This window comes from Streptomyces stelliscabiei (assembly GCF_014873495.1).
Lineage (GTDB): Bacteria > Actinomycetota > Actinomycetes > Streptomycetales > Streptomycetaceae > Streptomyces > Streptomyces bottropensis.
Genome location: NZ_JADBGF010000001.1, coordinates 10,059,500 through 10,080,677 on the forward strand (window position 1 = coordinate 10,059,500; position 21,178 = coordinate 10,080,677).

Genomic DNA, 21,178 nt, shown 5'->3' on the forward strand with positions numbered 1-21,178 from the left:
GGTGCGGTCTGCCGTTGTGTGACGGCGTCAGTGGTGGCGGACCGCTGCCGACCGGGCCAGGCCGGCCAGGGCCGCGGTGGCGTGCCCGGGAAGGTCCAGGTCGTGCAGGCAGCGGGTGGCTTCTTCGACCCGCGCGGTGATCATTTCTTCGATGCGGTCCGGCGCCTTCAGCCGCTGCATCAGCGCGCGCACCGCGTCCAGACCGTTTCCGTCCAGATCGCGTCGGCCCAGCAGGGCACGCAGCCGCTCCCGCTCCTCGCCACTGGCGATACGCCAGGTCTCTGCCAGCAGGGCGGTGGGCCGGTGGCCGCGCACGTCGTCGAGGTTGGTCTTGCCGGTGCGTTCGGGATCCCCGAACAGGCCCAGCAGGTCGTCCCTGAGCTGGAACGCCTCGCCCAGCGGCAGCCCGTACGCGGAATACCCCTCGCTCAGCCGCTCACCGGCGCCGGCCAGCGCGCCGCCGATCAGCAGGGGCTGCTCGACGGTGTACTTGGCGGTCTTGTACCGGATCACCTTCAACGACGCGGAGGTGTCCGGCATCGCTCCGGTGTGCAGGATCTCCAGGCACTCACCGGCGATCAGCTCGCGGGCCAGCGCCGCCCAGAGCGGGCGGGCCCGGCCGAGGTAGGCGGCGGGCAGGCCGCTGGTGACGAACAGCTGACCGGCCAGCGACATCAGCAGATCCCCCACCAGCATCGCCAGCGAGCGGGCCGCGTTCGCCGCCCGCGGCCGGCGCCGCAACGCGCTGCGCAGGGCGACATGCGCGGTAGGACGGCCGTGGCGCAGCGCACTGTCGTCGATGAGGTCGTCGTGCACCACGGCGGCGGCGTGCACCAATTCCATGGAGGCCGCGGCCCGCACCAGCGCATCACTGTCCGGCTGCCCAGCCGCACGCCAGCCCCAATAGCAAAACGCCGCCCGCAGTCGCTTGCCGTCCGCTACCGCCTCCTCCAGCTGCCGGGCGACGACATCCAGAGCCGGATCGATCACCGCGAACCGGTCTGCCTCCTGGGCGACGAAGGAGCGCAGCACCTCATCGACCCGGGCCTTGAACGCAGCCGCCTCCCAGCGCTCAGACACCGTCGCCGGCCTGCCGGGCCAAGGCCTGCCGGGCGAGCACCTCCAGATGCGCCGGTGGCGCGGCCGCGTAGCGGTCCAGCGCCAGGCGCCCGCGCGCGATCAGATCCTGTTCGGCCTCGGCTGCCAGCTCAGCCGTGTCCGAGCGACGCAACAGCCCCCGCACCGTGCCGAGCGCCGAGCCCAACGTACTGACGGCCAGATCCGTCAGCCCCGCCACCAGCAACACCGTGTGGTGTTCCAGTGTCCCAGGGCGTTCCGTTTCCCGTGTCATGCCAAACCCCCACCCAGAGAGCAACTTCGGGCGCCGGTCCCGCGCCACGATTCCCAGCGTCCCGTCACACCGGGCGGAGAGAGGGAGAAACTCACCAACGGGCGATCCCACCGTATGGATGTGCGGCTGGCACATCCCCAGCGGCATGGCCGTACCTTCCACCGTCCCACGACGCACCGGGCACGGGTACGTCTGACGCTCCTGCCAGGAAGGCTGGCACCTGACACAACGCGAGGGGCCACGCCGACTCCGGCACGGTCCCTCGCGATCTCCGCTGCCGTAACGCCGTCACCCAGGGGCGCGTCGGAGGGCGGCGAGTGCCTTGGGCGAACACAGACTCCAGCGTCGCCCTGCGCCGCCGGTACGGTCATCCGATCGCGTCCGTCTCGGACCAGCAGGGGAGGCCGCGGGCCGCCCTCACGTACGAGCGGGTGCAGAACCGGCTTGCCCTGCGTAGGGGCGGGGCGGCCCGGGCGGAGGACGAGTGGCCGGCTCACCTCGCCGCGTTCGATCTGCCGCGGCTCGACATGGCGCCGAACCAGGCCCTGGACAGCTCTGCAGTGCATGGCCGAGGGGGGACGGATTTCAGCGATCACTTCGTGGCGGGGCCACTTCACCCGCGGGGAGTTGACGTGACCGCGTGAAGCGACGCCGTGCATGCGGAACAACTGCAGTAGCCCCCGGACATCTTGGGCCTGCCTCGGGCCGCGGATCTGAGTCATCACCCCCTCCACGTTCGTCGCGTACGTCGAGGCGTAGGGCCTCCCAAATCTCCGCGACCTGGTCGTGCCGTCAGGAGTTGGGCAGGCGGCGAAAGCGGTCGTCGTTCTCGAAGCCGACCGCCGGAATGCCCAGCAGATCGTCCACGCCGGGGAAGCCCTCGTCCTTCTGGAACTGCGCCCCGTGCACCCGCGCGTCCTGTGACGGACCCTTGTGCGTGCCGGTGTGCGCGCTGCCCAGTTCCATGAGGTAGCCGCCCGTCGCCGACAGTCGGCGCCGGTCGTTGGTGACGACTTGGGTGGCGTAGGTGTTCATGGCGGCGACACGCTGGTAGAGGACGGTTGCTGACATCAGGGGGCGACGGGCCGGGCGGCCGTCCAGGCCCTTGACCCTGATGCTGTGCGTCCGGGCGGCCTCCAGTACCGCCCCCAGCCCGGTGGTGCCCAGGTTCATGCTGTTGTCGTAGCGGGTGACGAACGCCTGCAGGTCGGGGTGCATGTCCGCACCGGCGAGGTAAGCGTCGACGTCTGACTGGTAGCTGTCGTCCCGGATGCTTTCCAGGTAGAGGGTGCGCACGCCTGCGGCCTGGATCTGTTCCATGTGCGTGCACAGAAACTGCCAGATACGTGCCCCGGAGTGGGTGCCGCCGATGGCCACACCCTCGTAGCGCGCCAGCAATGCGCTCAGGTCGCCCATCGCGTCCTGGGAGTCGGCCTCGGCCAGGGTCTCCTCCACGGCCCGGTGGCGCTGTTGCCGGTCCTCGGGAGTCTCCGTGTACGCGTCGCGCACGGCTCGCGCGTCGCTGCCCAGCTGTCTGTCGCGTGCGTCCTGGCGGTTCCAGTGGCCGAGCGTCCCAGGGTCGTTGCGGCCCATGCCCTCCAGGACCTCGTTGCGGCCGGCGGTCATGGCGGTGTTCGGCGCCAGCCTGCGCACAGCACCCAGGTTGTAGTGGAGCAGCGGGTCGGTCTCCTGGAGCTTCTGCGGGTCCGCGTCGATGTCCACGCGTTGCTTGCGGCCGGCATCCCGGGTGGCCTGCGGCAGACTGTCCCATTCGGCCGCCCCCAGCGCGTTCGGTGTGCGGTCGCTCGCGCGGGACTTGCGGGGACCTCGTACCCGGAGTGCGGGGCCGGGAGGGTGTTGGTGCAGCTCGTCCTGCTGCATCCGCTGTACCACGGGAGCGGACCCCGACGGCTCCGTCGAGCGCTGGACAGGGGGTGTGTGGCCGCAGTCGGCGGTGTGTGCGTGCCGCTGTTCCTCGACGGCGCGGGACACCGCCGCATTACCGGCGAGCCGCTGAAGACTCAGCATCGACTCTGCAGGCGTTCCGCCGCCGGGCCGGGGCTGTCGCACGGCCTTCGCGGCCCCTGGGCGCTGCGAGTCCTTCCACTGCTCGTCACCGGTCTGCTGCGCCCGCATACGTGCGTCCCCTCTGAAACACGAACTGGGAAATGTCCAGTGTCACCGCTCTGCACTGCTCGGCTGTACGTCCGAACGGGCAGGGGCGAGTGCAGGCTCCCTTGCCCCTTTTGCACGAGGCCGGGAGCACGGTCAGTTCGGTGTCCGGTGTCGCTCGGGGGTCCACACGGGGCGAAGGGGCAGGGGATGGGCGGGGCGGACTGCGCCGCCCCGGGCGGCGCGGGCGGGGCAGGGCGGCACTGGACGGGTGATCGTGCATCACAGGCCTGAAGGACGTGGTTGTCGGCGGCAGTGCACCACCGCGCGCTTACCGGCCGCCATCCGCCCGCCGCCCTCACCCTGGATTGCCAACTGGCCGTCCGGGCCACCCTCGCGGTCCGCTCACACCATCGTGGGCGCCGTCGTCAGTACCAAAGAGCCGTCGGGGGTCAACTGCGCGCCAAGCCAGGCACGCAGGGCCAGCGAGGGCTGGGAGTCTCCGGCCCCTGTTGTTACGTCTCTGAAGAAAGCACAGGTCAGCCGACTGCGTTCGCGCTGGCGGGGCCCGATCATCCAAGATCCCCGGCAGAGTCAAGCTCAGGTCCGGCCTGGGCTGTGGATGTTCCCGGGGCCGGCTCGACCAGCCATCTCTGTTCCGCCTCTCCGTTCCGGGGACTTGGTACCAGAACGGTGTCGGTCTCGGGCGAGGCGGGGGCGATCACGAGACTTCTCTCGTCGCGTGCGAAAAGTTCCCCTTCGGGGCCCAGCTCGAAGCGGAGGCCGAACGAGACGTCACCCGAGGAGTCGCAGAACTCCAGGTCCAGTACCTCGTCGTCCCCACCGGCGTCCAGGCACAGATCCGGTTCGGCGAGATTGCGCAGGAGCCCGTCCTCCAGGAAGGACCACCGCTGCGTGCCGGCGGCTGAGCAGGCGGACAGGGTGGCCTCCGCGCCACGTTCGGGCCGCGTCCCCCGGACGTCCATGCACAGGTCTGCGGCCGCATTGCGCAGTCGGCCGCTCTCCAGGGGGACAGGGAGCGCGGTCGCGGTCGTGGGGGAGGAAGGTGACGGAGGGGGCGCCTGTGTCGCAGGAGTCGGTGCGGTGGTGTCGGACGAGGTGCCGGTCACGACGAGTGCTGCCGCGACAGCGGCCGAACTCGCGGCGATCCCGGCGACGAAGATCTTCATGCTCTTGCGGCCGGCGCCAGGCCTTCCCTTACCAACCGGCGTTTGCGGCGTCCGCGGGGTGTCGGAGGGGCGGGTGGCGGCTCCCTCGGCGGCCGTGGCGATGGACGCCGCCCGCGAAGGGCGTGCGCGGCACGCGACCAGATAGGGGTGAGCGGTCTCACCGAGCAGCGCTTCCGCCAGCAGTACGCCCGGTTTCGCGGCGCAGAGCCTGAGCTGCTCGGCGGTGTCTTGGCAGTAGGAGCACTGATCCTGATGCAGTTGCACCTCGGGCAGCATGGAACCGGCACCGCGTGAGGGTGCGTCGAGGAGGCGGCTATAGTCCCGGCACTCTCTCCCGGTCGCATTCTCGACATGCGTGCGCAGGAGCGCCGATCGCCATTGTTCCCGCGCCCGGTCCAACTCGTAGGGCGGTATGTCCCCCTCGATATCGAGCAAGGCTGCGAGATCGGCCGACGATTCTGCTTCCACTTCCAGATGCCACAGAATGTACTGCGTGGTCCTCGGGAGCCGCAGAAAAGCCACGTGGCTCAGGTGCCGACTCCCGGTGACCGGGTGCGTTGGGGGCCTGTCGCTGTCGGCCGCCCTGGCCTGGTCGTACGACAGCCCCGAACCGGCGCCGGTCTGTGAGCGCGCACGCGCGATGTTGCGCACGGCGACGAGCAGGCGAGGGCGCAGGGCATCGGTGGACCCGGCTCTTTGGAGGTCCTGCACCACACGGCGGAACGCCGCAGTGGTGAGCGCTCGCGCGTGGGAGGGTGAACCGGAGGCGCAGATCTCCGCATAGTCGGAGACCGATGTCCCGTGTCGCGCGATCAACGCCGCGACCGGCGTTGTGCCCTCGATGGTCCGGGACATCCTCAGCGCGGCGACGAGAGTGTCGTCGGACATCCCCGGAGCGGTCTCGGGGTCGGGAGCCGGACTTGCGGGAAGCGGGTGAGCGAATGACACAGGGACTTTCCTTCTCCCAGGGCACGCAGAGCAGCCTTGTCCCGGGCCGATACGGGAAGAGCGTCAGCGCGGACCTGGTGTGGCCGTGCGGAGAGAGGTGTTGAGTTGGTGACCGCCCGGGCGATGCCGCGCGACCGCCTTGTGGGGGAGCGTGCAACGCCACGACCCGTGTGAGCCGATAGGCCGTTTACTTATTGTTTAAGCATGAACCACCCTGTCACACAGGCCATATGTCCAACAAGGGATGTCAGGACGAAAAAGGCTGGGATCGGCTCTCGTCGTCAGAACGGCCGGCGGACCAGGCGTGACCGGGACTTGTTCATCTATCGGTTGCGGACAGTGAACCTGGCCTCAACCGCAACTGGTCGTTGCACCACCGGCTTTCTGGGCCGTGACGGGTGCTCATTGGGCTTCGGCTGGTGTCGTCCAGCCGGACGTCTGGCGGCGGGGTCTGGTGTGGAGTGCGAGAGCAACGGCCGCGAGTTCGCCGGTTTCCCATCGCGAGAGGCTTGTGTCCTTTGGCGACTCTTGGCGCAAGAGTCCGTTTCGTGCTTTCCTTCGCGCTTTGCTCGGGCGGCGTGGTGGTCGTGCCGGTGATCGCGTCTTCATGGCCTCGGCGCCGGGACCGGCCAGGGCCGGGCTGTTCTTGACCTGTGGCTCGACACCGCCACCGGCCCGACCACCACGTCGGCGCTCGCATTCGGCCCTGGCGGCCGACGCGATGTTCGGCGCGTTCCTGCGCTGACCGAATCCCGGTCCGGCGTGACGCCCGCGCGTGGTTCCGCCGAACCGGTGAGGTACCCAACGCCGGTGCCGGTGCCGGTGCCGGTGCCGGTGCCGGTGCCTGTCAGACCGCATGGCGCAGGATCTCCCCGGCCAGGCGAGCGTCCAGGACCGTGGGCAGGGTGTGCCCCAGCCCCTCGATGAGGACCAGCCGTGCTCCGGGTATCGCGGCGGCGGTGGCCTCCCCGTGGGCGGGCGGGAACATCGGGTCCTCCGTACCGTGCAGCACCAGCGTCGGCGCGGCGACGGAGGCCAGGCCTGCCGAGTCGTCCCCGTCGGCCGCCCCGGCGAGCGTGTGGTGGAAACCGGCCGCCAGATCACGCGCCCGCTCGTACACCCGCCGTTCCATGCGCCGGTACTCCTCCTCGTCGAACGGCAGCACCGACCCGTGCAGCACCCTCCACAGCGGGAGCCGGAGAGAGAGGTAGCCCTCCAGGCCCCCTGCCGGATCAGGGAGGGCGGCGGCGAGCGCGGTCAGCAACTCCGAGCTGGGCGGCGGCAGTTGACCGGGAGCAGGGGGTTCCCCAGTCATGGCCCGGCGCACCGCCTCCGCCATGTCCGTACCGAGCGGCTGCGACGACAGGCTCGTCAGGGTCAGCACCCGCTGGGGATCGGTGACGGCGATCCGCTGCGCGATGATCCCGCCCAGCGACGCCCCAACCAGGTGCGCCCGCTCCACCCCGAACGCGTTCAGGACGGCGAGCGCGTCCGAGGCCATGTCGGCGACGGTGTACGGCCGGACGGCGAAGTCGACGACCGAAGACCGTCCCACATCGCGATGGTCGTACCGGATCACCCGACGCCCGCCCTCGACCAGCCGACGCACGATCCCGTCGTTCCACTGGACTCCCTGCGCCTGCGCGCCCATCACGAGCAGCACGACCGGATGCTGAGGCGCGCCGAACTCCTCCGCCCACAGCTCGATGCCGTCGGTGGGGACGATCCTCTCGCGGCCTTCGTGAAGGCGTTTGTGACGGCCGTCGTGAAGGCCGTCGTGAAGGCCGTCGTTCATGGGGTCGTTTTCCTGCATCAGTTTATTTTCCTGCATGGTCGTTCAAGATAATGACTCGACAGAGATCACGCACGGGGTTTTTCGAGGTGGACGCCCTGCCGCCGCACCCGGCACCCTGAGCGCATGGCCGGAGTCAAGGGACAGGTGCAGCAGCGGGGCGTGGAACGCCGTCGCGCGATGGTGGACGCCGCGATCACGCTCTTCTCCCAACAGGGCGTACGAGGGACAGGGGTCGCCGCGATCGCGGAACGGGCCGGCGTGACCCCCTCCGCCCTCATCCACCACTTCGGCAGCAAGGACGGCCTGGTCCGGGCGGTCCTGGAGGAGGCCGACCGCCGCGCCCTGGCCCGCCTGTCGGCGACTGCGGCCTCGGAACCCACCCTCGACGAGGCCTTCGACTGGTTCGTACGGGACGCCGAGCACACGGCCGCCGCCGAACGCGAACTGACCGCCCTGCACACCACCCTGACGGCGGAGAACCTGGAACCCGGCGCAGCCCTCCACACCTGGTTCCGCGACCGGGGCCGAGCCCTGCGCGCCCACCTCACGGCCCTCTTCACCCGAGCCACGGCCGACGGCACCGCCCGCCCCGGCCCGAACCCGTCCCTCCTCGCCACCGAAGTCGCCGCCTTCCTCGAAGGCGCCCACCTCCTCTGGCTCCTGGACCCCGACGAGGTGGACCTTACGGCCGTGCACCGCGGCTACTTCGAGGGCCTGGCCGCCCGCCTGCGCCCTTGACCCCGACCCCCGTCAGACACGCGCCGGCGCGGACAGTGACAGCACCGCCGGCGCGGACAATCTCGATGCCGGGCCGCTCGGCGAGCCCGGCCGCCAGCGTGTCCGCCTCCCGGTCCGGCAGGAGGGCCATCGGGCGACGCGTCTCGACGTCGACGAGCACAGTTCCGTAGACACGTGCCTTGAACTGGGCGTCCTCATCCCCACCGACCACGCGGGGCGTGGCGGTAGGCGGGTCGGGCAGCACGGTGATCAGCCTCAGTAGGGTGTTGCGGCAGACCGGCGATCCGAAGGCGTTGGCATCCGGGCGCCGGCCGGGTCCGCGAGCGCAAGACCCGCCGAGACCAGAGTCGCTCGCAGCCTCTCGGTCCGTCGGCCGAACCGGCGGGTGAACCCGGACACCTGCTCGGCGAAGGTCTTGCGCGAGCAGGAGCCGTCTGCGCAGACGAACCGGCGCACCCGTAACGAGACCACGACGAACTCGGCGACCGCTGCCCGTTCGCGGGGAAATCGTAGGGAGGAACCGTGTACGCAGCCCGATCAGCAACCGCGTTCCGGGCTGGCGCCCGCCTGACGGTCGTCGGGCCTCGACCCGGACGACCAGGTCGGTCACCTCGACCGACTCCACGGACACGCCCTCCACCGAGGAGAACAGCAACTCATCCAACTGCGGCCGTACGTCGGTCACCGCGCGTCACTGCCGACCACACCGCACTCCGGCCGGGCGATTTTCGGGCGACCTCAACCTGCCGCACACGAAGATCGACAGTCATACGGCGTACGCGACCACACGAAGTGGCCCAGAGCCCGCTCGCGCTGGCGAAGCCACCGTGCGGACGGCTCTCGCCCGTGAGGGTGCGGCATTCCCCCGGAGCGCCCGCAAAGGCATCGACCCCTCCCGTGATCCGGCCTGGCCTCGTGAGCCTGGTGAGTCTCGTCACGAAGACGCGTCGACGGGAAGCGGCGGAGCACAAGAAAGGCTGACATACAGCCGACATACATCTGATCGAGACTCCGCGGCGGGCGGGCGACCGCCCGCGCTCACCTGCGAGGCACCATGAGCGACCACACATCCGAGCAGCCCGCCGACGTCGTGGCCCGGCTGCGCGCCACCTTCCGCACCGGACGCACCAGGCCCGTCGAATGGCGCACCGGCCAGCTGCGCCGACTGCGGGCGATGCTCACCGAGCGGGGCGCCGACCTCGCCGCCGCCCTCAAGGCAGACCTCGGCAAGAGCAGCACCGAGGCCTACCGCACCGAGATCGACTTCACTGTCCGGGAGATCGACCACACCCTGGACCACCTGGACGGGTGGCTGCACCCCGAGCCCGCTCCCGTCCCCGCGCACCTGGGCGCCGACGCGACCGCCTGGACGCAGTACGACCCCCTCGGCGTGGTCCTCGTCATCGCCCCGTGGAACTACCCGGCCCAATTGCTGCTCGCCCCGGTGGTCGGCGCGCTCGCCTCCGGCAACGCGGTCGTGGCCAAGCCGAGCGAGCTGGCCCCGGCCACCTCCGCCGCGCTGGCCGAGCTTCTCCCGGCCTATCTCGACACCGACGCGGTCGCCGTCGTCGAGGGCGGCGTCCCGGAGACCACGGCCCTGCTGGCAGAGCGGTTCGACCACGTCTTCTACACCGGCAACGGCACCGTCGGCCGCATCGTGATGCGCGCCGCTGCCGAGCACCTCACGCCGGTCACCCTCGAACTCGGCGGCAAATCGCCGGTGTTCGTCGACCGCAACACCGACCTCGACGTGGTCGCCGACCGGCTGGCCCGCGGCAAGTTCCTCAACGCCGGGCAGACCTGCGTGGCCCCCGACTACGTCCTCACCGACCCGGAGACCGCAGCCGCCCTGGAGGCCGCCCTGGTCCGCGCCGTCGACGCCCTGTACGGCGCCGACCCGGCGGCCTCGCCGGAATACGGCCGGATCGTCAACGAGCGGCATTTCGACCGACTGTCGGCCGTGCTCGACTCAGGCCGTGTCGTGGTCGGCGGCGGCAGCGACCGCACCGGCAAGTACATCGCGCCCACGGTGCTTGCGGACGTCGACCCGAAGTCCCCCGTGATGCAGGAGGAGATCTTCGGGCCGATCCTTCCCATCGTCACCGTATCCGGTCTCGACGAGGCGATCGGCTTCATCAACGACCGCGACAAGCCCCTCGCGCTGTACGTCTTCAGCGAGTCCAGCGAGACCCGCGACCGGATCGCCGCAGAGACCTCATCCGGCGGTCTCGGGTACGGTCTGCCGCTCGCCCATCTCACCGTCTCCGACCTGCCGTTCGGCGGGGTGGGGGAGAGCGGCATGGGCAACTACCACGGCAGGTACTCCATCGAGACGTTCAGCCACCGCAAGGCGATCCTGAACAAGCCGCTGAACTGACACCTGCGGCCGGAACCTGTGGGTGAAACGTCGCCGTTGACCAACGGCGAACTGGGCGCGCGCGGCGACTGGACGGGTCCCGTTGTGCGGCCGACCCGGTGAACATGCGGGCCTTGAAAGGGGCCCCACCGGCGACGGCTTGGCGTCTGGGCGGCCGAGTCGGTGGGGCAGGGGGCAAGTTTCTCGTTCCGGGCCTGCTTGGGCGCCGTGTGGTGCTTCGCCCTGCCCTACGACGAGGAGGAGATCGAGTTCTCCGTCTGGCCTGAGGACGTCCTCGACCGGGCGGGGTGGCCGCGCGAGTGCATCGCTGCGATAGGCCGCCGATGTCGGGGACTTGTCCAGCGTCCCCGCCCGGTCCGGCCGCTCACTGCTGCCGCAGGGCCTGACTCATCTGGCGGAGGCGGTCCAGGGAGCGGCGGCGCGTCCACAGGACCCAGGAGCACAGCGCTACCATGCCGAGTGCGAAGAGAAGGGGGAAGGCGAGGGACCCGTTGACGGCCCCCAGGACGAACATGCCGACCGCGACGAGGCCCATGGCGCCGAGCCAGTAGGGCAGCCACGTGCCCGCCCGCTCCATCTGGCCGAGCTGCTGGGCGACCAGCTGTCGCATGGCCGCCTGCTCCTGGGGGCTCTGCGGCACCTCATGGTGGCGGATCCTCCGGTTCAGATCGGCGAGTCCGCCCGCGTCGGTGCCCACGGCTCGGGCGGCCCGGCGGCGCTGGACGGTCAGGACCGCGAGGGCGACCCCGGTGTAGAGAGCACTTTGGAACACCCAGACAGCCGGGTGCTCGTTCCTGCGGATCAGGGCTGTGGCGCCCAGTCCCAGCAGGAAGACCAGGGCCGCCTGCGCGGTCAGACTGCGGTCGAGTAAGCGCTTGAGCGAGAGCACAGCGCAGACCTCCATCAAGGGGAGTCGGGACAGCTTCGTCCTCTCCCGGATACCCCGCGTTCTCCCGCTCATCGAGTCCGTGCGCTGGCACGGTGGGTGCACGTTGCCGACCGAATCGTGCCGTGTTGTGTCTGTGTTGGTCTGATAGGTCCGGTTGGTCTGGTAGGGCTTCGGTGACTGGCTGATGCGGAGGCGCACGGGGTGGGGGCGAGCCGGGGCAAGCGGGGCGCGGCAGCGGCGGGAGCGGGCAGTGGACTGCGGCTGCTGCGGCACGGGCGGCGCACCGCCCTGCGGGCCGGGCTATAGGGCACACCGTCCCTGTGTGTCCTGCGCGGCCGCCGGGCAGGGCAACTGGCGTGACGTGCCGGACCTGCACCACCGCCGCCCGAGTTCGGCGCACCACAGCAGGTCTGGGAGGATGGCCGGCAGCCGTTCGTACCGGGTCCGGGAACCCGCAGGCGGCGAGAGCGGGCGGGTACGGGCAGCGGCCCGGTGGGCGGGAGAGTGGAGCGGTGCGGCACATGCCGGAGTACCCGGAGTACCTCGCCGCGGTCGTGTTCGCCGCGGGTGGTGTCGTCAACGCCCTGCTGGCACCGCACCGGTTCTCCACCGCCGTCCTGTTCTGCCTCGCGGTGACCTCCGCCGGACTCGGCGTGGCAGGCCGCAGCGCCGCAGCCCACCCGACCGTTGCCACCGTCCTCGCTGTCGCCGCCCTGCTCCTGGTGCTTGCCCTGGGCCTGCTGCTGGTGACCGACGGCATCCTCCTGGTCCGGCGCTACGGTCCGCAAGCAGCCCTGCTGGCGACCGGGGCCGCCGGCTGCGCGTTGCTGGCGGTGCTCGGCCTCAACGTGGTCTTCCACGCGGTTGGCGGCGAGGCGTTCGGTGCCCTCGTGGTCGCGGTGAACGCGGCCGCAAGCTACCTCACTCTGCTTTTCCTGACCTTCGCCGGCTACGTGTTCGTCCAGGGCCGCAGCACGCCCCTGCCGGAAACCACCCATGTCGTCGTCCTGGGCGCCGGGCTCAACGGCGACCGGCCCGGCCCGCTCCTGACCCGCAGGCTGGAGCGCGCCCTCGCGATCGACGCCGCCTGTGCACCGGACACGCCTCGTGTGGTGTTCGTCGTCTCGGGCGGCCAGGGCGACGACGAGGTCCGCTCCGAGGCGGACTCGATGGCCGACTATCTGCGCGGACGCGGAGTGCCCGCCGACCGGATCGTGCGGGAAGACCGCTCCGTCAACACCGGGCAGAACCTCCGCTTCAGCGCGGCCCTCGTGGGCGGCACCACTGCCGACCACCGTGCCACGGTGGTCACCAGCGGCTTCCACGTCTACCGCACGACCCTGCTGGCCCGCCGCGCAGGCGTGTCCGTGCACGTCGTGGGCGCGCCGACCTCCCCCGCCTACTGGCTGGCCGCGACGTTGCGCGAATTCGCCGCCATCCTGTGGCTGGACCGCCTGCCTCTGGTCGGACTCAGCCTGCTGCTGGCAGTGCCGGTGGCGACGGCGGTCTTCGGGCACTGAAGCGTCGGCCGCAGATCCTGGACGCGGCCGGTTTCAGTTCGGGCGGCGGATGGCCTGCACGGCGGTGTCGTAGAGGTCGAACATGTCGGCCTGTCCGTCCAGGCGTACCCATTCCTCGTTGGCTGCCTGCATGCAGACGATCGCTGCGGCCGCGATCGCGCGGGCTTGCAGGGTGCGGCGGTCGGAGTCGGGCAGTCGCGACTCGATCAGCGGGGCGAACAGGTCTTGCCAGCGGGCCTGCTTCTCGGTGTGTCCGGCGCGCAGGGAGTCGTTGCCGAACAGCAGCGTGATGAACTCCAGGCGCCCTTCGGCTGTCATGTCGATCTCCTCGAGCACCTGGAACGCCGCGCGCAGCGCCGTCCAGGCGTCCTCGTCGGCCGGGCGCTCGGCGAGGCGTGCGGCGATCAGTTCGCCCTGTTCGTCCAGCCCGCTGAGCGCGAGGTCTTCCTTGTTGCGGAAGTAGTTGAACAGGGTCCGCCGGGAGACGCCCGCGGCCGCGGCCACCTCGTCGAGGGTCGTGTTGTCGAAGCCCTTGGCGGCGAACAGCTCGATGGCGGTACGGGCGAGCAGGGAGCGGACCACGGAGCGGGTCTGCTCCCGAAGAGGTGTCGGTTTCTGCGGCATGCACCCATGGTACGTCGTTTCGCGTGATGCAGTTGCTTGCACTCAGTGCAAATCCGTGCGTAGAGTGAATGTCATGAGCGACATCGACTACCACCGACAGACCGTCATCGTCACCGGCGCCAGCTCCGGCCTCGGCGCCGAATTCGCCCGCCAGCTGGCCCGCCGCGGCGCGAACCTCGTGCTGGTGGCCCGCCGGGCGGAGCGGCTGCAGAGCCTGGCCGCCGAACTCACCCGCACCCACGGCGTCACGGTGACCGCCGTCGCCCGCGACCTCGGCCGGCCCGACGCCGGCCGCACGCTGCGCGCCGAACTCGAGTCCCGCGGCATCTACGCCACCGGGCTGGTCAACAACGCCGGCTTCGGCACCCACGACGCGTTCAGCGACGAGGACCCCGACCGCCTGCAGAGCATGATCGCTCTGAACGTCAGCGCGCTGGTCGACCTCAGCCGCGCCTACATCGACCCGCTGACCTCCGCCGACACCGGCCTCCTGATCAACGTCGCGAGCCTTCTGGGCTTCCAGCCGACCCCGTACATGAGCGCCTACGGCGCCACCAAGGCCTTCGTCCTCAACTTCACCGAATCGCTGTGGGAGGAGACCCGCGGCACCGGTCTGCGCGTCCTGGCCGTGTGCCCCGGCGCCACCCGGACCGAGTTCTACGACGTCGCCGGCAGCTCCGCCGACTACGGCACGAAGCGGGCAACCCCCGAGCAGGTCGTGAAGATCGCCCTCGACACGCTCGACCGACGGTCCGCACCCCCGTCGGTGGTCACCAACGGCCGGCCAGTCGCTCTCCTCGGAAGGCTCCTGCCGCGCCGCTCGATGGTCCGGCTCATGGGCTGGATGGACCGCCGCCAGCGCCCGCAGCACCCCGTCGCCCTCACCAACAGCCAAGGAACACGATCATGACCATCACCGACGTCACCACACAGCCCACGGACACGGAGCGCTTCAACCACATCCTCCAAACCCAGCGCGCCGCCTACCTCCGCGACGGAGCGCCCTCCCTGGAGGCCCGGCGCAGCGATCTGACCCGGTTCAAGACGGCCCTGATCGCCCGGCGTGGCGACATCGAAGACGCGATCAACGCCGACTTCGGACATCGCTCGCGGCATGAGAGCGCGCTGATGGAAGTCGTGGGCGTCGTGCAGGGCATCGACTACCTACGGCGCAACCTTCGTCGGTTCATGCGCCCGACCCGCCGCCACATCGAGCTGCCGCTGCGTTTCGGCAGCAACCGCATCGAGTACCAGCCGCTCGGCGTTGTCGGCGTCATCTCACCGTGGAACTATCCGGTCAACCTGTCGCTCATGCCCGTCGTCACCGCGATCGCCGCCGGCAACCGCGTCATGCTCAAGCCGTCGAAGCTGACCCCGGCGACGAACGAGGTGCTCGCGTCGATGCTCGGCGAGCTCTTCCCGCCGGAGCAGGCCACGATCGTCAGCGGCGACGGCTCCGCGTTCTCCTCACTGCCGTTCGACCACCTCGTCTTCACCGGCAGCACCGAGGTCGGGCGAGCCGTGATGAAGGCGGCCAGTGACCACCTCGTCCCCGTCACGCTGGAGCTCGGCGGCAAGTCTCCGACCATCGTGGCCAAGGGACACGTCCGGGACCAGGCCGTGTCCGACATCGTCTTCGGCAAACTCCTCAGCGGCGGACAGACCTGCATCGCCCCCGACTACGCCCTGGTGCACGAATCCGAGATCGACTCCTTCGTCGCCACCTACGACCGACTGGTGAAGACCGCCTACCCCGACGGCCCCACCAGCGACGACTACACCTCGATCATCGACGACAAGCAACACAAGATCCTCACCGACCTGATAGACGACGCCCGCGCCCACGGGGCGCGGATCATCGAGGTCGGACACCGGCCGGGCGACGCCGCCCGCCGCCCGCACACCCTCGCACCGACCGTCGTGCTCGGCGTCACCGACGACATGCGCATCGCCCACGAGGAGATCTTCGGCCCCATCCTGCCGATCTTCGGGTACCGGGACATCGACGACGCCATCACTTACGTCAACGAACGACCGCGACCGCTCGCCCTCTACTACTTCGGCGACGACGGCCCCGACCGGCGCAAGGTCCTCGACCGCACGACCTCCGGCAACGTCACCGTCAACGGCACCGTCATGCACGTCGCGCAGGACGACCTCCCCTTCGGCGGCGTCGGCGCCAGCGGCATGGGCAAGTACCACGGCATCGAAGGGTTCCGCACGCTCAGCCACCCCAAGGGCATCTACGTACAGGGACGCTGGAACGCCACCCGCATGCTGCGCGCCCCCTTCGGCAAGCGCACCGAAAGCCTCCTCAGCTTCCTGCTCAGGTGAAGGAGGCAGCACCGCCGCCCGCTGCCTCCAGCACCCCCACACCTGTGGGGCCGCCCGTTCGGCGCGACCGATCAGAGGATCGGCGAAGGGTGTGCAATCCGAGCGGCGGCATCGAACGCCAGGCCGCATTACCGCCCGTACAGCGGCCAGGGCCTGGTAGAGGCGCACCCCTCCGCAAGGAGGCCACCGATGGCTGATCACGACCTCGTTCTCGTACTCGGCGCCCGCGCCGGCGGCAAAGGCCGCCCTGTCACCGAGCGGCTGCGCGCCCATAACGTGCTGGTCCGCCGCTGATCCGCCGCGAGGACGACCGCGCGGCCGACCGCGCGGCCGAGGCGCGGGCACCGGGCGCCGAGGTCGTCACCGGGGACACCTCAAACGGCACGACCATCGCCTCGGCGGGCTCCGAGCCCGCCTCGACGACAGATGAGCACCGATGACGGTCGCAGACCGTCGCAAGGATGGAAAGGAGAAGGGGAAGAGGTACCCGCCAGGGCACCGCGTCCCCGACCACCCCATGACCGGAATCGACTACCGTACCCAGACCACATTGATCACCGGCGCGAGTGCCGGACTCGGCGCGGAGTTCGCCCGCCAGTTCGCCGAGCGCGGTTCGGACCTCGTGCTGGTGGCCCGCCGCGCGGACCGGCTTCAGGCCCTGGCCGACGAGCTGTCCGCGAAGTACCGGATCACCGTCACGGTCGTGCCTTTCGACCTCACCGTTCCGTCTGCGGGTGAAGCGCTGGCCCAGGAGACGGCCCGGCGGGGGATCACCGTCACCAGCCTCGTCAACAACGCCGGCTTCGGCACCCACAGCCCGTTCCGCCAGGAGGACCCGGCGCGCGTCCAGCAGGAGATCAACCTGAACGTGGCGAGCCTGGTCGACGTGACCAGGGCGTTCATCGGCCAGCTGACCGGTGTCCTGGTCAACGTCGCCAGCACACTCGGGTACCAGCCGTGGCCGAACGCCGCCGTCTACGGGGCGACCAAGGCCTTCGTGCTGAGTTTCACCGAGGCGCTGTGGCAGGAATCGCGAGGGACCGGCCTGCGCGTGCTCGCCCTCTCCCCGGGCCCGACCCGCACCGAGTTCTTCGACGCGGCCGGCTCCGACGACATGGCCCGCGGTGTCCGGCTGCAGACCCCGGGCCAGGTGGTCACCACCGCACTGCGCACGCTGGACCGGCGCAACCCTCCGCCCAGCGTCGTCTCCGGCACGTTCAACTGGGTGGGCACCCTCGTCTCGCGCTTCACCACCCGCCGAGCCACCGCTCTGGCCTTCGGCGCGATGACCCAGTGGCAGATGCGCTCGCGCTGACCCGGCCACTGACCTGCTCGGGGCCACCGACAACGAGAGGGCCCCGACTTCTGCCGCGCCGACGAGACCACGACCTGACCGCGGGCGACGCAGACCGGTCTGCACACGAGCACCGGTCCGCGCGAACACGGCGCTCGGGCTACGGCTGCGGCTCCAGGGAGGCCGGGGCTGGAAGACTTGCGATGCGCACGACGGGCAGCGGTACGACCTGACCGGGCCAGAGCTGCTGACGTTCGCACAGCAGGTGGCGATCCTGACGGGCGTGCTGGCACGGCCGGTTGAGATCACCGCTACGAATGCGCTCGACCAGTTGCCGGCCGAGATGAGCACGGGCATCGGCTGGGCGCGCCGGCGGTGCGGCCTATGTCACCGACCACATGCCACGGGTGCTCGGCCGACCGGCGGGCACCTTCGAGCAATGGGCACGTGACCACTGGTGCGGACTCGCGCTTGGGTGTGGGCTCATGGTTGCCCAGCGGTGAGTGATCCAGGCGTAACGGATGAGTCTGCGCACGGTGATGACGCCACCGTGAGGTCGAGGGATGCACTGAGCTTCCAGGGAGAGCCGACCGTTGCGCGGGTGCCCGTGTGTGTCAGCTCCGGGCGGCTGAGGACGTCAGTGCTGTCGATGAACTGGTCGACAGCACCGATTGTCGGGAGGGCGCGGATGGCCGGGCCGGTGGTGCAGGTGGTCGGCGTCCTGGCGAAGCGTTCGGCGTGCAGGAGCTGCAACGGCCTGCCGTGGTAGGGCCGTGTGGCGGGGCCGACAGGGTCGGAGAGTCCGAGTTGATTGTGCGCGGCCGCGACGATCTCGTAGGCGCGGTCGAGGTGACGTTCGCGGGTGTGTCAGTTGGTGGCGGCGATCTCGCCCTTCGTGCATCGGGTGCCCGACGAGTGCGCCCCCAGCCAAGGCCACAGGCCAGGCCAAGGTCACCGGCCTGGCCTGGTCGTGACGGTTCCGGGTGCATCACGGGTCGCAGGCCGCCACCGCACCGGCTGGCTGCTGCTGGCCGACGGCGCCGCCCATGTGCACAGCCCGGCCGGTGGTCAGGGAATGAACACCGGCATCCAGGAACGGCTACGCCCTCGGCAGGGCGATCGCGTCCCGGCAGCTCGACGGCTACGAGACAGAGCGCGTGGTCCCCTTCACCCATCGGATGGCCCGCGTGGCCACCACGCGCAACGCGATGGCTCGTGGGGCACGCAACATTGCGCTTCCCCTTCTCGATCACACGGGCCTGCCCAGGAAGCTCGCCACCGAACTCGCCTAAGTCAACTACCGGTAGAGCCGCCATTTCTCCAGGGGTCGTGTCAGGTCGTTGTCTCTGTAAAGGCCAGTACGTCGTGGTTGGTGTCCCAGAGCAGGGTCAGCAGGGCGCGTAGTGATGCCTGGTCGATGTTCTCGACGATCAGTACGGTGCCGTCCGTGCCGGGCGCGGACACATGGTCGAACCTGGTGCTGATCACGTCCAGCAGCGTGCGGGCGATCGGTCCGCGCAGCGTCAGCACGTAACGGTTAGGGGCCATGGCGTACAGGGAACCCGCCGCCCGGGTGGCCGTGCACCACCCGCCCGGGAGAAGCACCCGGGGTGGACTCAGATCAAGCCGAGTTCGCGTGCCGCTGTGACGGCGTCGTGCCGGGAGGCGACGCCGAGCTTGCGGTACAGGCTCTTGTTGTACGCCTTGACCGTGTTGATCGACAGGAACAGCGCTGCCCCGATCTCCCGCTGGGTCGCCGTCCCCTGCAGTGCCCGCAGGATGGACAATTCGCGGTCGGTCAGTTCCTCCGCGAGGACACCGGAGCGTACGGCGGTGCGGGCGCCGACGCGGCCCAGCCGCGCCTCGCTCTCCTCGAGCCGCCGCTTTGCGTAGGCGCTCACCGGCTCCTCGTCCACCACCTCGCGGGCCCGGGCCAGTGCGGCGCGGGCGGCGGGCCGGTCGCCGCGGGCGAGCTCGGCGTCGGCGAGGTAGAGCAGGCCGAGGAAGAGCACGGTCGGCCTCGGGTGCAGTTCGGCGAGGGTGACCGCGCGGCGCAGCAGAACTGCGGCCTCCTCCATGTCGGCGTTCTGGTAGCGGCGCCTGGCCTGGGCGATGCGCAGCGGGGCCAGCCCCGGCGTACTCGTCTCCCGCCCGTCGCGCTCGACCGCGTCGGCGAGCGGAGCGGCCTCGCGCAGGACCCGGTCGCAGTCCTCGCCGCGGCCCGCTTCGACGAGGCTGATCGTCAGCGTGCCCGCTCCCTGAAGCATCAGAGAAGGCGGCCACGCCTTGCGGTGGGCCGGCGACGACCACAGATCGAGCACCAGTGTCGCGGCCTCGTCGAAGCGGCCGTCGCGAGCCAGCATGGCCCCCAGTGCCGCCCGTACGGTCGGATGTCCGGCGGCGCCTGCCCTGATTTCCTCGTCCAGCGCCTGTTGCACCATGACGACGGATCGCGCGGCCTCGGCATCCGACATGCCGAAGCCCGCGCGTACGCAGAGCACGGCGCTGCGGAAGCTGTGCCAGCCGGGGACGGCGGTGTCGGGGGCGCTTCCCGCCTCGCAGGCGTCCAGCCAGCGGTTGACCCGGTCCTGATCGCCGCAGAGCGCTGCCGTGTAGGCGAGTGAGAACGCCAGCTGCGGGCCCACCGTACGGATGGGCAGCCGCTCGCCGAACTGCAGGTAGGTCGCCGCGGCCCCACGAGGGAAGAACCAGCTCTCCGCGTTGGTGAGCATCAGCGCGGCGGCGTCGTCGTCGCGGCCGGCGCGCAGCAGGTGGTGCACCGCGTCGTCGATGCGGTCCTCGTCGGCGAACCAGGCCGCGGCACGGGCGAGGACTTCCCGCGGGTCCGTGGTGGCCTCGCGGGCCAGGACGTCGCGAAGGAGGTGATGGCACCGGTACCAGTGCCGTTGGTCGTCCAGGGCGGCCACGAACAGGTCCGCCCTGACCAGATCGGCCAGCACCCCGGCCGATCCGGTCACCTGCAGCGCGGCGTCGCACAGTGGACCGGAGAGCCGTTCGAGCGGCGCGGCCCGCACGAGCAGGTCGCGCTGGCTCGGCGCGAGGCTGGGCAGCACCTCGGCCGTGAAGTAGTCCAGCAGGTGCCGGTCATCGGCGTGGGCCTTCGCCGGGTTCGCGCGCAGGGCCAGGGCGGCCAGTTGCAGGCCCGCTGCCCATCCCTCGGTCCGTTCCCACACGGCTGCGGCCGCCGCCTGGTCGAGGTCGTGCCCCGACACCGCCGAGACCAGGGCCGCCGCCTCGTCCGGCGAGAACCGCAGCTGGGCCGCCCGCAGCTCGGTCAGGTCGCCGCGGGCCCGCAGCCGCGCGATGGGCAGCGGCGGGTCCGTGCGCGCGGCGATCACGATCCGCAGTGCGGCGGGCAGGTACGCGACCAGGTATTCGACCGCCTCGTGGATGTGCGGGTCGGTGAGCAGGTGGTAGTCATCGAGCACCAGTACGTGCGGTGTCTCGGTCGCTGCCAGTTCGTTCAGCAGCATCGGCAGCGCGAGGTCGACTGGGGAGACGCCCGCCGCGTCCAGTGCCTGCAGGGGGTCCGTGCTGATCGCGTCGCCGGTACGGTGCAGCGCGGTGAGCACGTATCTCCAGAACCGGACGGGTTCGTCGTCGCTCTCGTCGAGCGAGACCCACGCGATGCGGCGCTTCTCCTCGAGGTCGGCCGCCCAGCCGCTGAGCAGACTCGTCTTGCCCCAGCCGGCGGGCGCCACCACCACCGTCAGCCGGGTCTCGGCCAGCCGCAGCTGCCGCTGCAGGCGTTCACGGGGGACCGCGCCGGCCCGGGCCGGCGGGATCACCTGTTTCACGGCCAGCAGTGGCCGCCTGGGTATGTCCGACGTCACGACGCTCCCGACCTGCGGCCCGGTACCGCAACCGGACGCTGATTCTGCCAGCTCCACCACCCCGGGTACATCTCGCGGCGGGGTGGTGCGCCGGCACCCTGTGCGACGCGATTCTCCTGGCACAACCCGGGGTCGGGCGACAGGAGAGACGC

Annotated in this window: 15 protein-coding genes and 1 pseudogene; 7 read left to right on the forward strand and 9 right to left on the reverse strand. The window is 70.5% G+C overall.

What is annotated here, in order from left to right:
- Positions 1-27 precede the first annotated feature (27 nt).
- From H4687_RS43975 to H4687_RS43995, 5 genes are all read right to left on the reverse strand, one after another.
- A complete protein-coding gene (locus H4687_RS43975; RefSeq protein WP_046919590.1) occupies positions 28-1,080 on the reverse strand; it encodes a polyprenyl synthetase family protein in 1,053 nt (350 codons plus the stop codon).
- Complete coding sequence (locus H4687_RS43980; protein WP_046919598.1) at positions 1,073-1,351, reverse strand: hypothetical protein; 279 nt, start codon at positions 1,349-1,351, stop codon at positions 1,073-1,075. Before H4687_RS43980 ends, H4687_RS43975 begins: the two co-directional genes overlap by 8 nt.
- A 792-nt stretch (positions 1,352-2,143) precedes the next feature.
- On the reverse strand, positions 2,144-3,487 hold the full coding sequence (locus H4687_RS43985; RefSeq protein WP_143685338.1) for a TraB/GumN family protein: 1,344 nt from the start codon (positions 3,485-3,487) through the stop codon (positions 2,144-2,146).
- A 548-nt stretch (positions 3,488-4,035) separates the two neighbouring features.
- Positions 4,036-5,508 carry an RICIN domain-containing protein gene (locus H4687_RS43990; RefSeq protein ID WP_192781787.1) on the reverse strand — a complete coding sequence of 491 codons (1,473 nt, stop codon included), beginning with the start codon at positions 5,506-5,508 and terminating at the stop codon, positions 4,036-4,038.
- A gap of 940 nt (positions 5,509-6,448) precedes the next feature.
- Positions 6,449-7,396, reverse strand: coding sequence for an alpha/beta fold hydrolase (locus H4687_RS43995; RefSeq protein ID WP_050398121.1), 948 nt, complete (start codon positions 7,394-7,396; stop codon positions 6,449-6,451).
- A 123-nt stretch (positions 7,397-7,519) separates the two neighbouring features.
- Between H4687_RS43995 and H4687_RS44000 the strand changes: the two genes are divergently transcribed.
- Both H4687_RS44000 and H4687_RS44005 read left to right on the forward strand, forming a co-directional pair.
- Positions 7,520-8,134, forward strand: a complete 615-nt coding sequence (locus H4687_RS44000) for a TetR/AcrR family transcriptional regulator (protein ID WP_046918340.1) — start codon at positions 7,520-7,522, stop codon at positions 8,132-8,134.
- 1,054 nt (positions 8,135-9,188) lie between these two features.
- The gene (locus H4687_RS44005) at positions 9,189-10,511 is read left to right on the forward strand and encodes an aldehyde dehydrogenase family protein (protein WP_046918341.1); all 1,323 of its coding nucleotides are present in this window, start codon (positions 9,189-9,191) and stop codon (positions 10,509-10,511) included.
- 364 nt (positions 10,512-10,875) lie between these two features.
- Here H4687_RS44005 and H4687_RS44010 read toward each other — a convergent pair whose 3' ends face one another.
- Positions 10,876-11,400: a hypothetical protein gene (locus H4687_RS44010; RefSeq protein WP_050398122.1), complete on the reverse strand. Its 525-nt coding sequence runs from the start codon at positions 11,398-11,400 to the stop codon at positions 10,876-10,878.
- A gap of 521 nt (positions 11,401-11,921) precedes the next feature.
- Here H4687_RS44010 and H4687_RS44015 point away from each other — a divergent pair.
- Positions 11,922-12,920, forward strand: coding sequence for a YdcF family protein (locus tag H4687_RS44015; RefSeq protein WP_046918782.1), 999 nt, complete (start codon positions 11,922-11,924; stop codon positions 12,918-12,920).
- A gap of 33 nt (positions 12,921-12,953) precedes the next feature.
- On the opposite strand, the gene H4687_RS44020 is transcribed toward H4687_RS44015, so the two are convergent.
- Positions 12,954-13,544 carry a TetR family transcriptional regulator gene (locus H4687_RS44020; protein ID WP_046918781.1) on the reverse strand — a complete coding sequence of 197 codons (591 nt, stop codon included), beginning with the start codon at positions 13,542-13,544 and terminating at the stop codon, positions 12,954-12,956.
- A 73-nt stretch (positions 13,545-13,617) separates the two neighbouring features.
- Here H4687_RS44020 and H4687_RS44025 point away from each other — a divergent pair, with 73 nt between their 5' ends.
- The 4 genes and pseudogenes from H4687_RS44025 to H4687_RS48610 all read left to right on the forward strand — a co-directional run.
- On the forward strand, positions 13,618-14,454 hold the full coding sequence (locus H4687_RS44025; protein WP_046918780.1) for an SDR family NAD(P)-dependent oxidoreductase: 837 nt from the start codon (positions 13,618-13,620) through the stop codon (positions 14,452-14,454).
- Positions 14,451-15,878 (forward strand): coniferyl aldehyde dehydrogenase, encoded by a 1,428-nt coding sequence (locus H4687_RS44030; RefSeq protein ID WP_046918779.1) that lies wholly within the window; start codon positions 14,451-14,453, stop codon positions 15,876-15,878. Before H4687_RS44025 ends, H4687_RS44030 begins: the two co-directional genes overlap by 4 nt.
- A 517-nt stretch (positions 15,879-16,395) precedes the next feature.
- The gene (locus H4687_RS44035; protein ID WP_046918778.1) at positions 16,396-17,193 is read left to right on the forward strand and encodes an SDR family NAD(P)-dependent oxidoreductase; all 798 of its coding nucleotides are present in this window, start codon (positions 16,396-16,398) and stop codon (positions 17,191-17,193) included.
- Between the two features lie 949 nt (positions 17,194-18,142).
- Positions 18,143-18,211: pseudogene (locus tag H4687_RS48610) on the forward strand (hypothetical protein); the annotation flags it as partial.
- A gap of 293 nt (positions 18,212-18,504) precedes the next feature.
- On the opposite strand, the gene H4687_RS44045 reads toward H4687_RS48610, so the two are convergent.
- Together H4687_RS44045 and H4687_RS44050 are read right to left on the reverse strand one after the other, a co-directional pair.
- Positions 18,505-18,720 (reverse strand): hypothetical protein, encoded by a 216-nt coding sequence (locus H4687_RS44045; protein WP_046918783.1) that lies wholly within the window; start codon positions 18,718-18,720, stop codon positions 18,505-18,507.
- A gap of 68 nt (positions 18,721-18,788) precedes the next feature.
- Positions 18,789-20,990 carry a helix-turn-helix transcriptional regulator gene (locus tag H4687_RS44050; RefSeq protein ID WP_079028260.1) on the reverse strand — a complete coding sequence of 734 codons (2,202 nt, stop codon included), beginning with the start codon at positions 20,988-20,990 and terminating at the stop codon, positions 18,789-18,791.
- Positions 20,991-21,178: the final 188 nt, after the last annotated feature.

Bases quoted from the DNA above. Each gene is read 5' to 3' on its own strand.
- H4687_RS43980 (WP_046919598.1), bottom strand. From the start codon at position 1,351: ATGACACGGGAAACGGAACGCCCTGGGACACTGGAACACCACACGGTG.
- H4687_RS43985 (WP_143685338.1), bottom strand. From the start codon at position 3,487: ATGCGGGCGCAGCAGACCGGTGACGAGCAGTGGAAGGACTCGCAGCGC.
- H4687_RS43990 (WP_192781787.1), bottom strand. From the start codon at position 5,508: ATGTCCCGGACCATCGAGGGCACAACGCCGGTCGCGGCGTTGATCGCG.
- H4687_RS43995 (WP_050398121.1), bottom strand. From the start codon at position 7,396: ATGAACGACGGCCTTCACGACGGCCTTCACGACGGCCGTCACAAACGC.
- H4687_RS44000 (WP_046918340.1), top strand. From the start codon at position 7,520: ATGGCCGGAGTCAAGGGACAGGTGCAGCAGCGGGGCGTGGAACGCCGT.
- H4687_RS44005 (WP_046918341.1), top strand. From the start codon at position 9,189: ATGAGCGACCACACATCCGAGCAGCCCGCCGACGTCGTGGCCCGGCTG.
- H4687_RS44015 (WP_046918782.1), top strand. From the start codon at position 11,922: ATGCCGGAGTACCCGGAGTACCTCGCCGCGGTCGTGTTCGCCGCGGGT.
- H4687_RS44020 (WP_046918781.1), bottom strand. From the start codon at position 13,544: ATGCCGCAGAAACCGACACCTCTTCGGGAGCAGACCCGCTCCGTGGTC.
- H4687_RS44025 (WP_046918780.1), top strand. From the start codon at position 13,618: ATGAGCGACATCGACTACCACCGACAGACCGTCATCGTCACCGGCGCC.
- H4687_RS44030 (WP_046918779.1), top strand. From the start codon at position 14,451: ATGACCATCACCGACGTCACCACACAGCCCACGGACACGGAGCGCTTC.
- H4687_RS44035 (WP_046918778.1), top strand. From the start codon at position 16,396: ATGACCGGAATCGACTACCGTACCCAGACCACATTGATCACCGGCGCG.
- H4687_RS44045 (WP_046918783.1), bottom strand. From the start codon at position 18,720: ATGGCCCCTAACCGTTACGTGCTGACGCTGCGCGGACCGATCGCCCGC.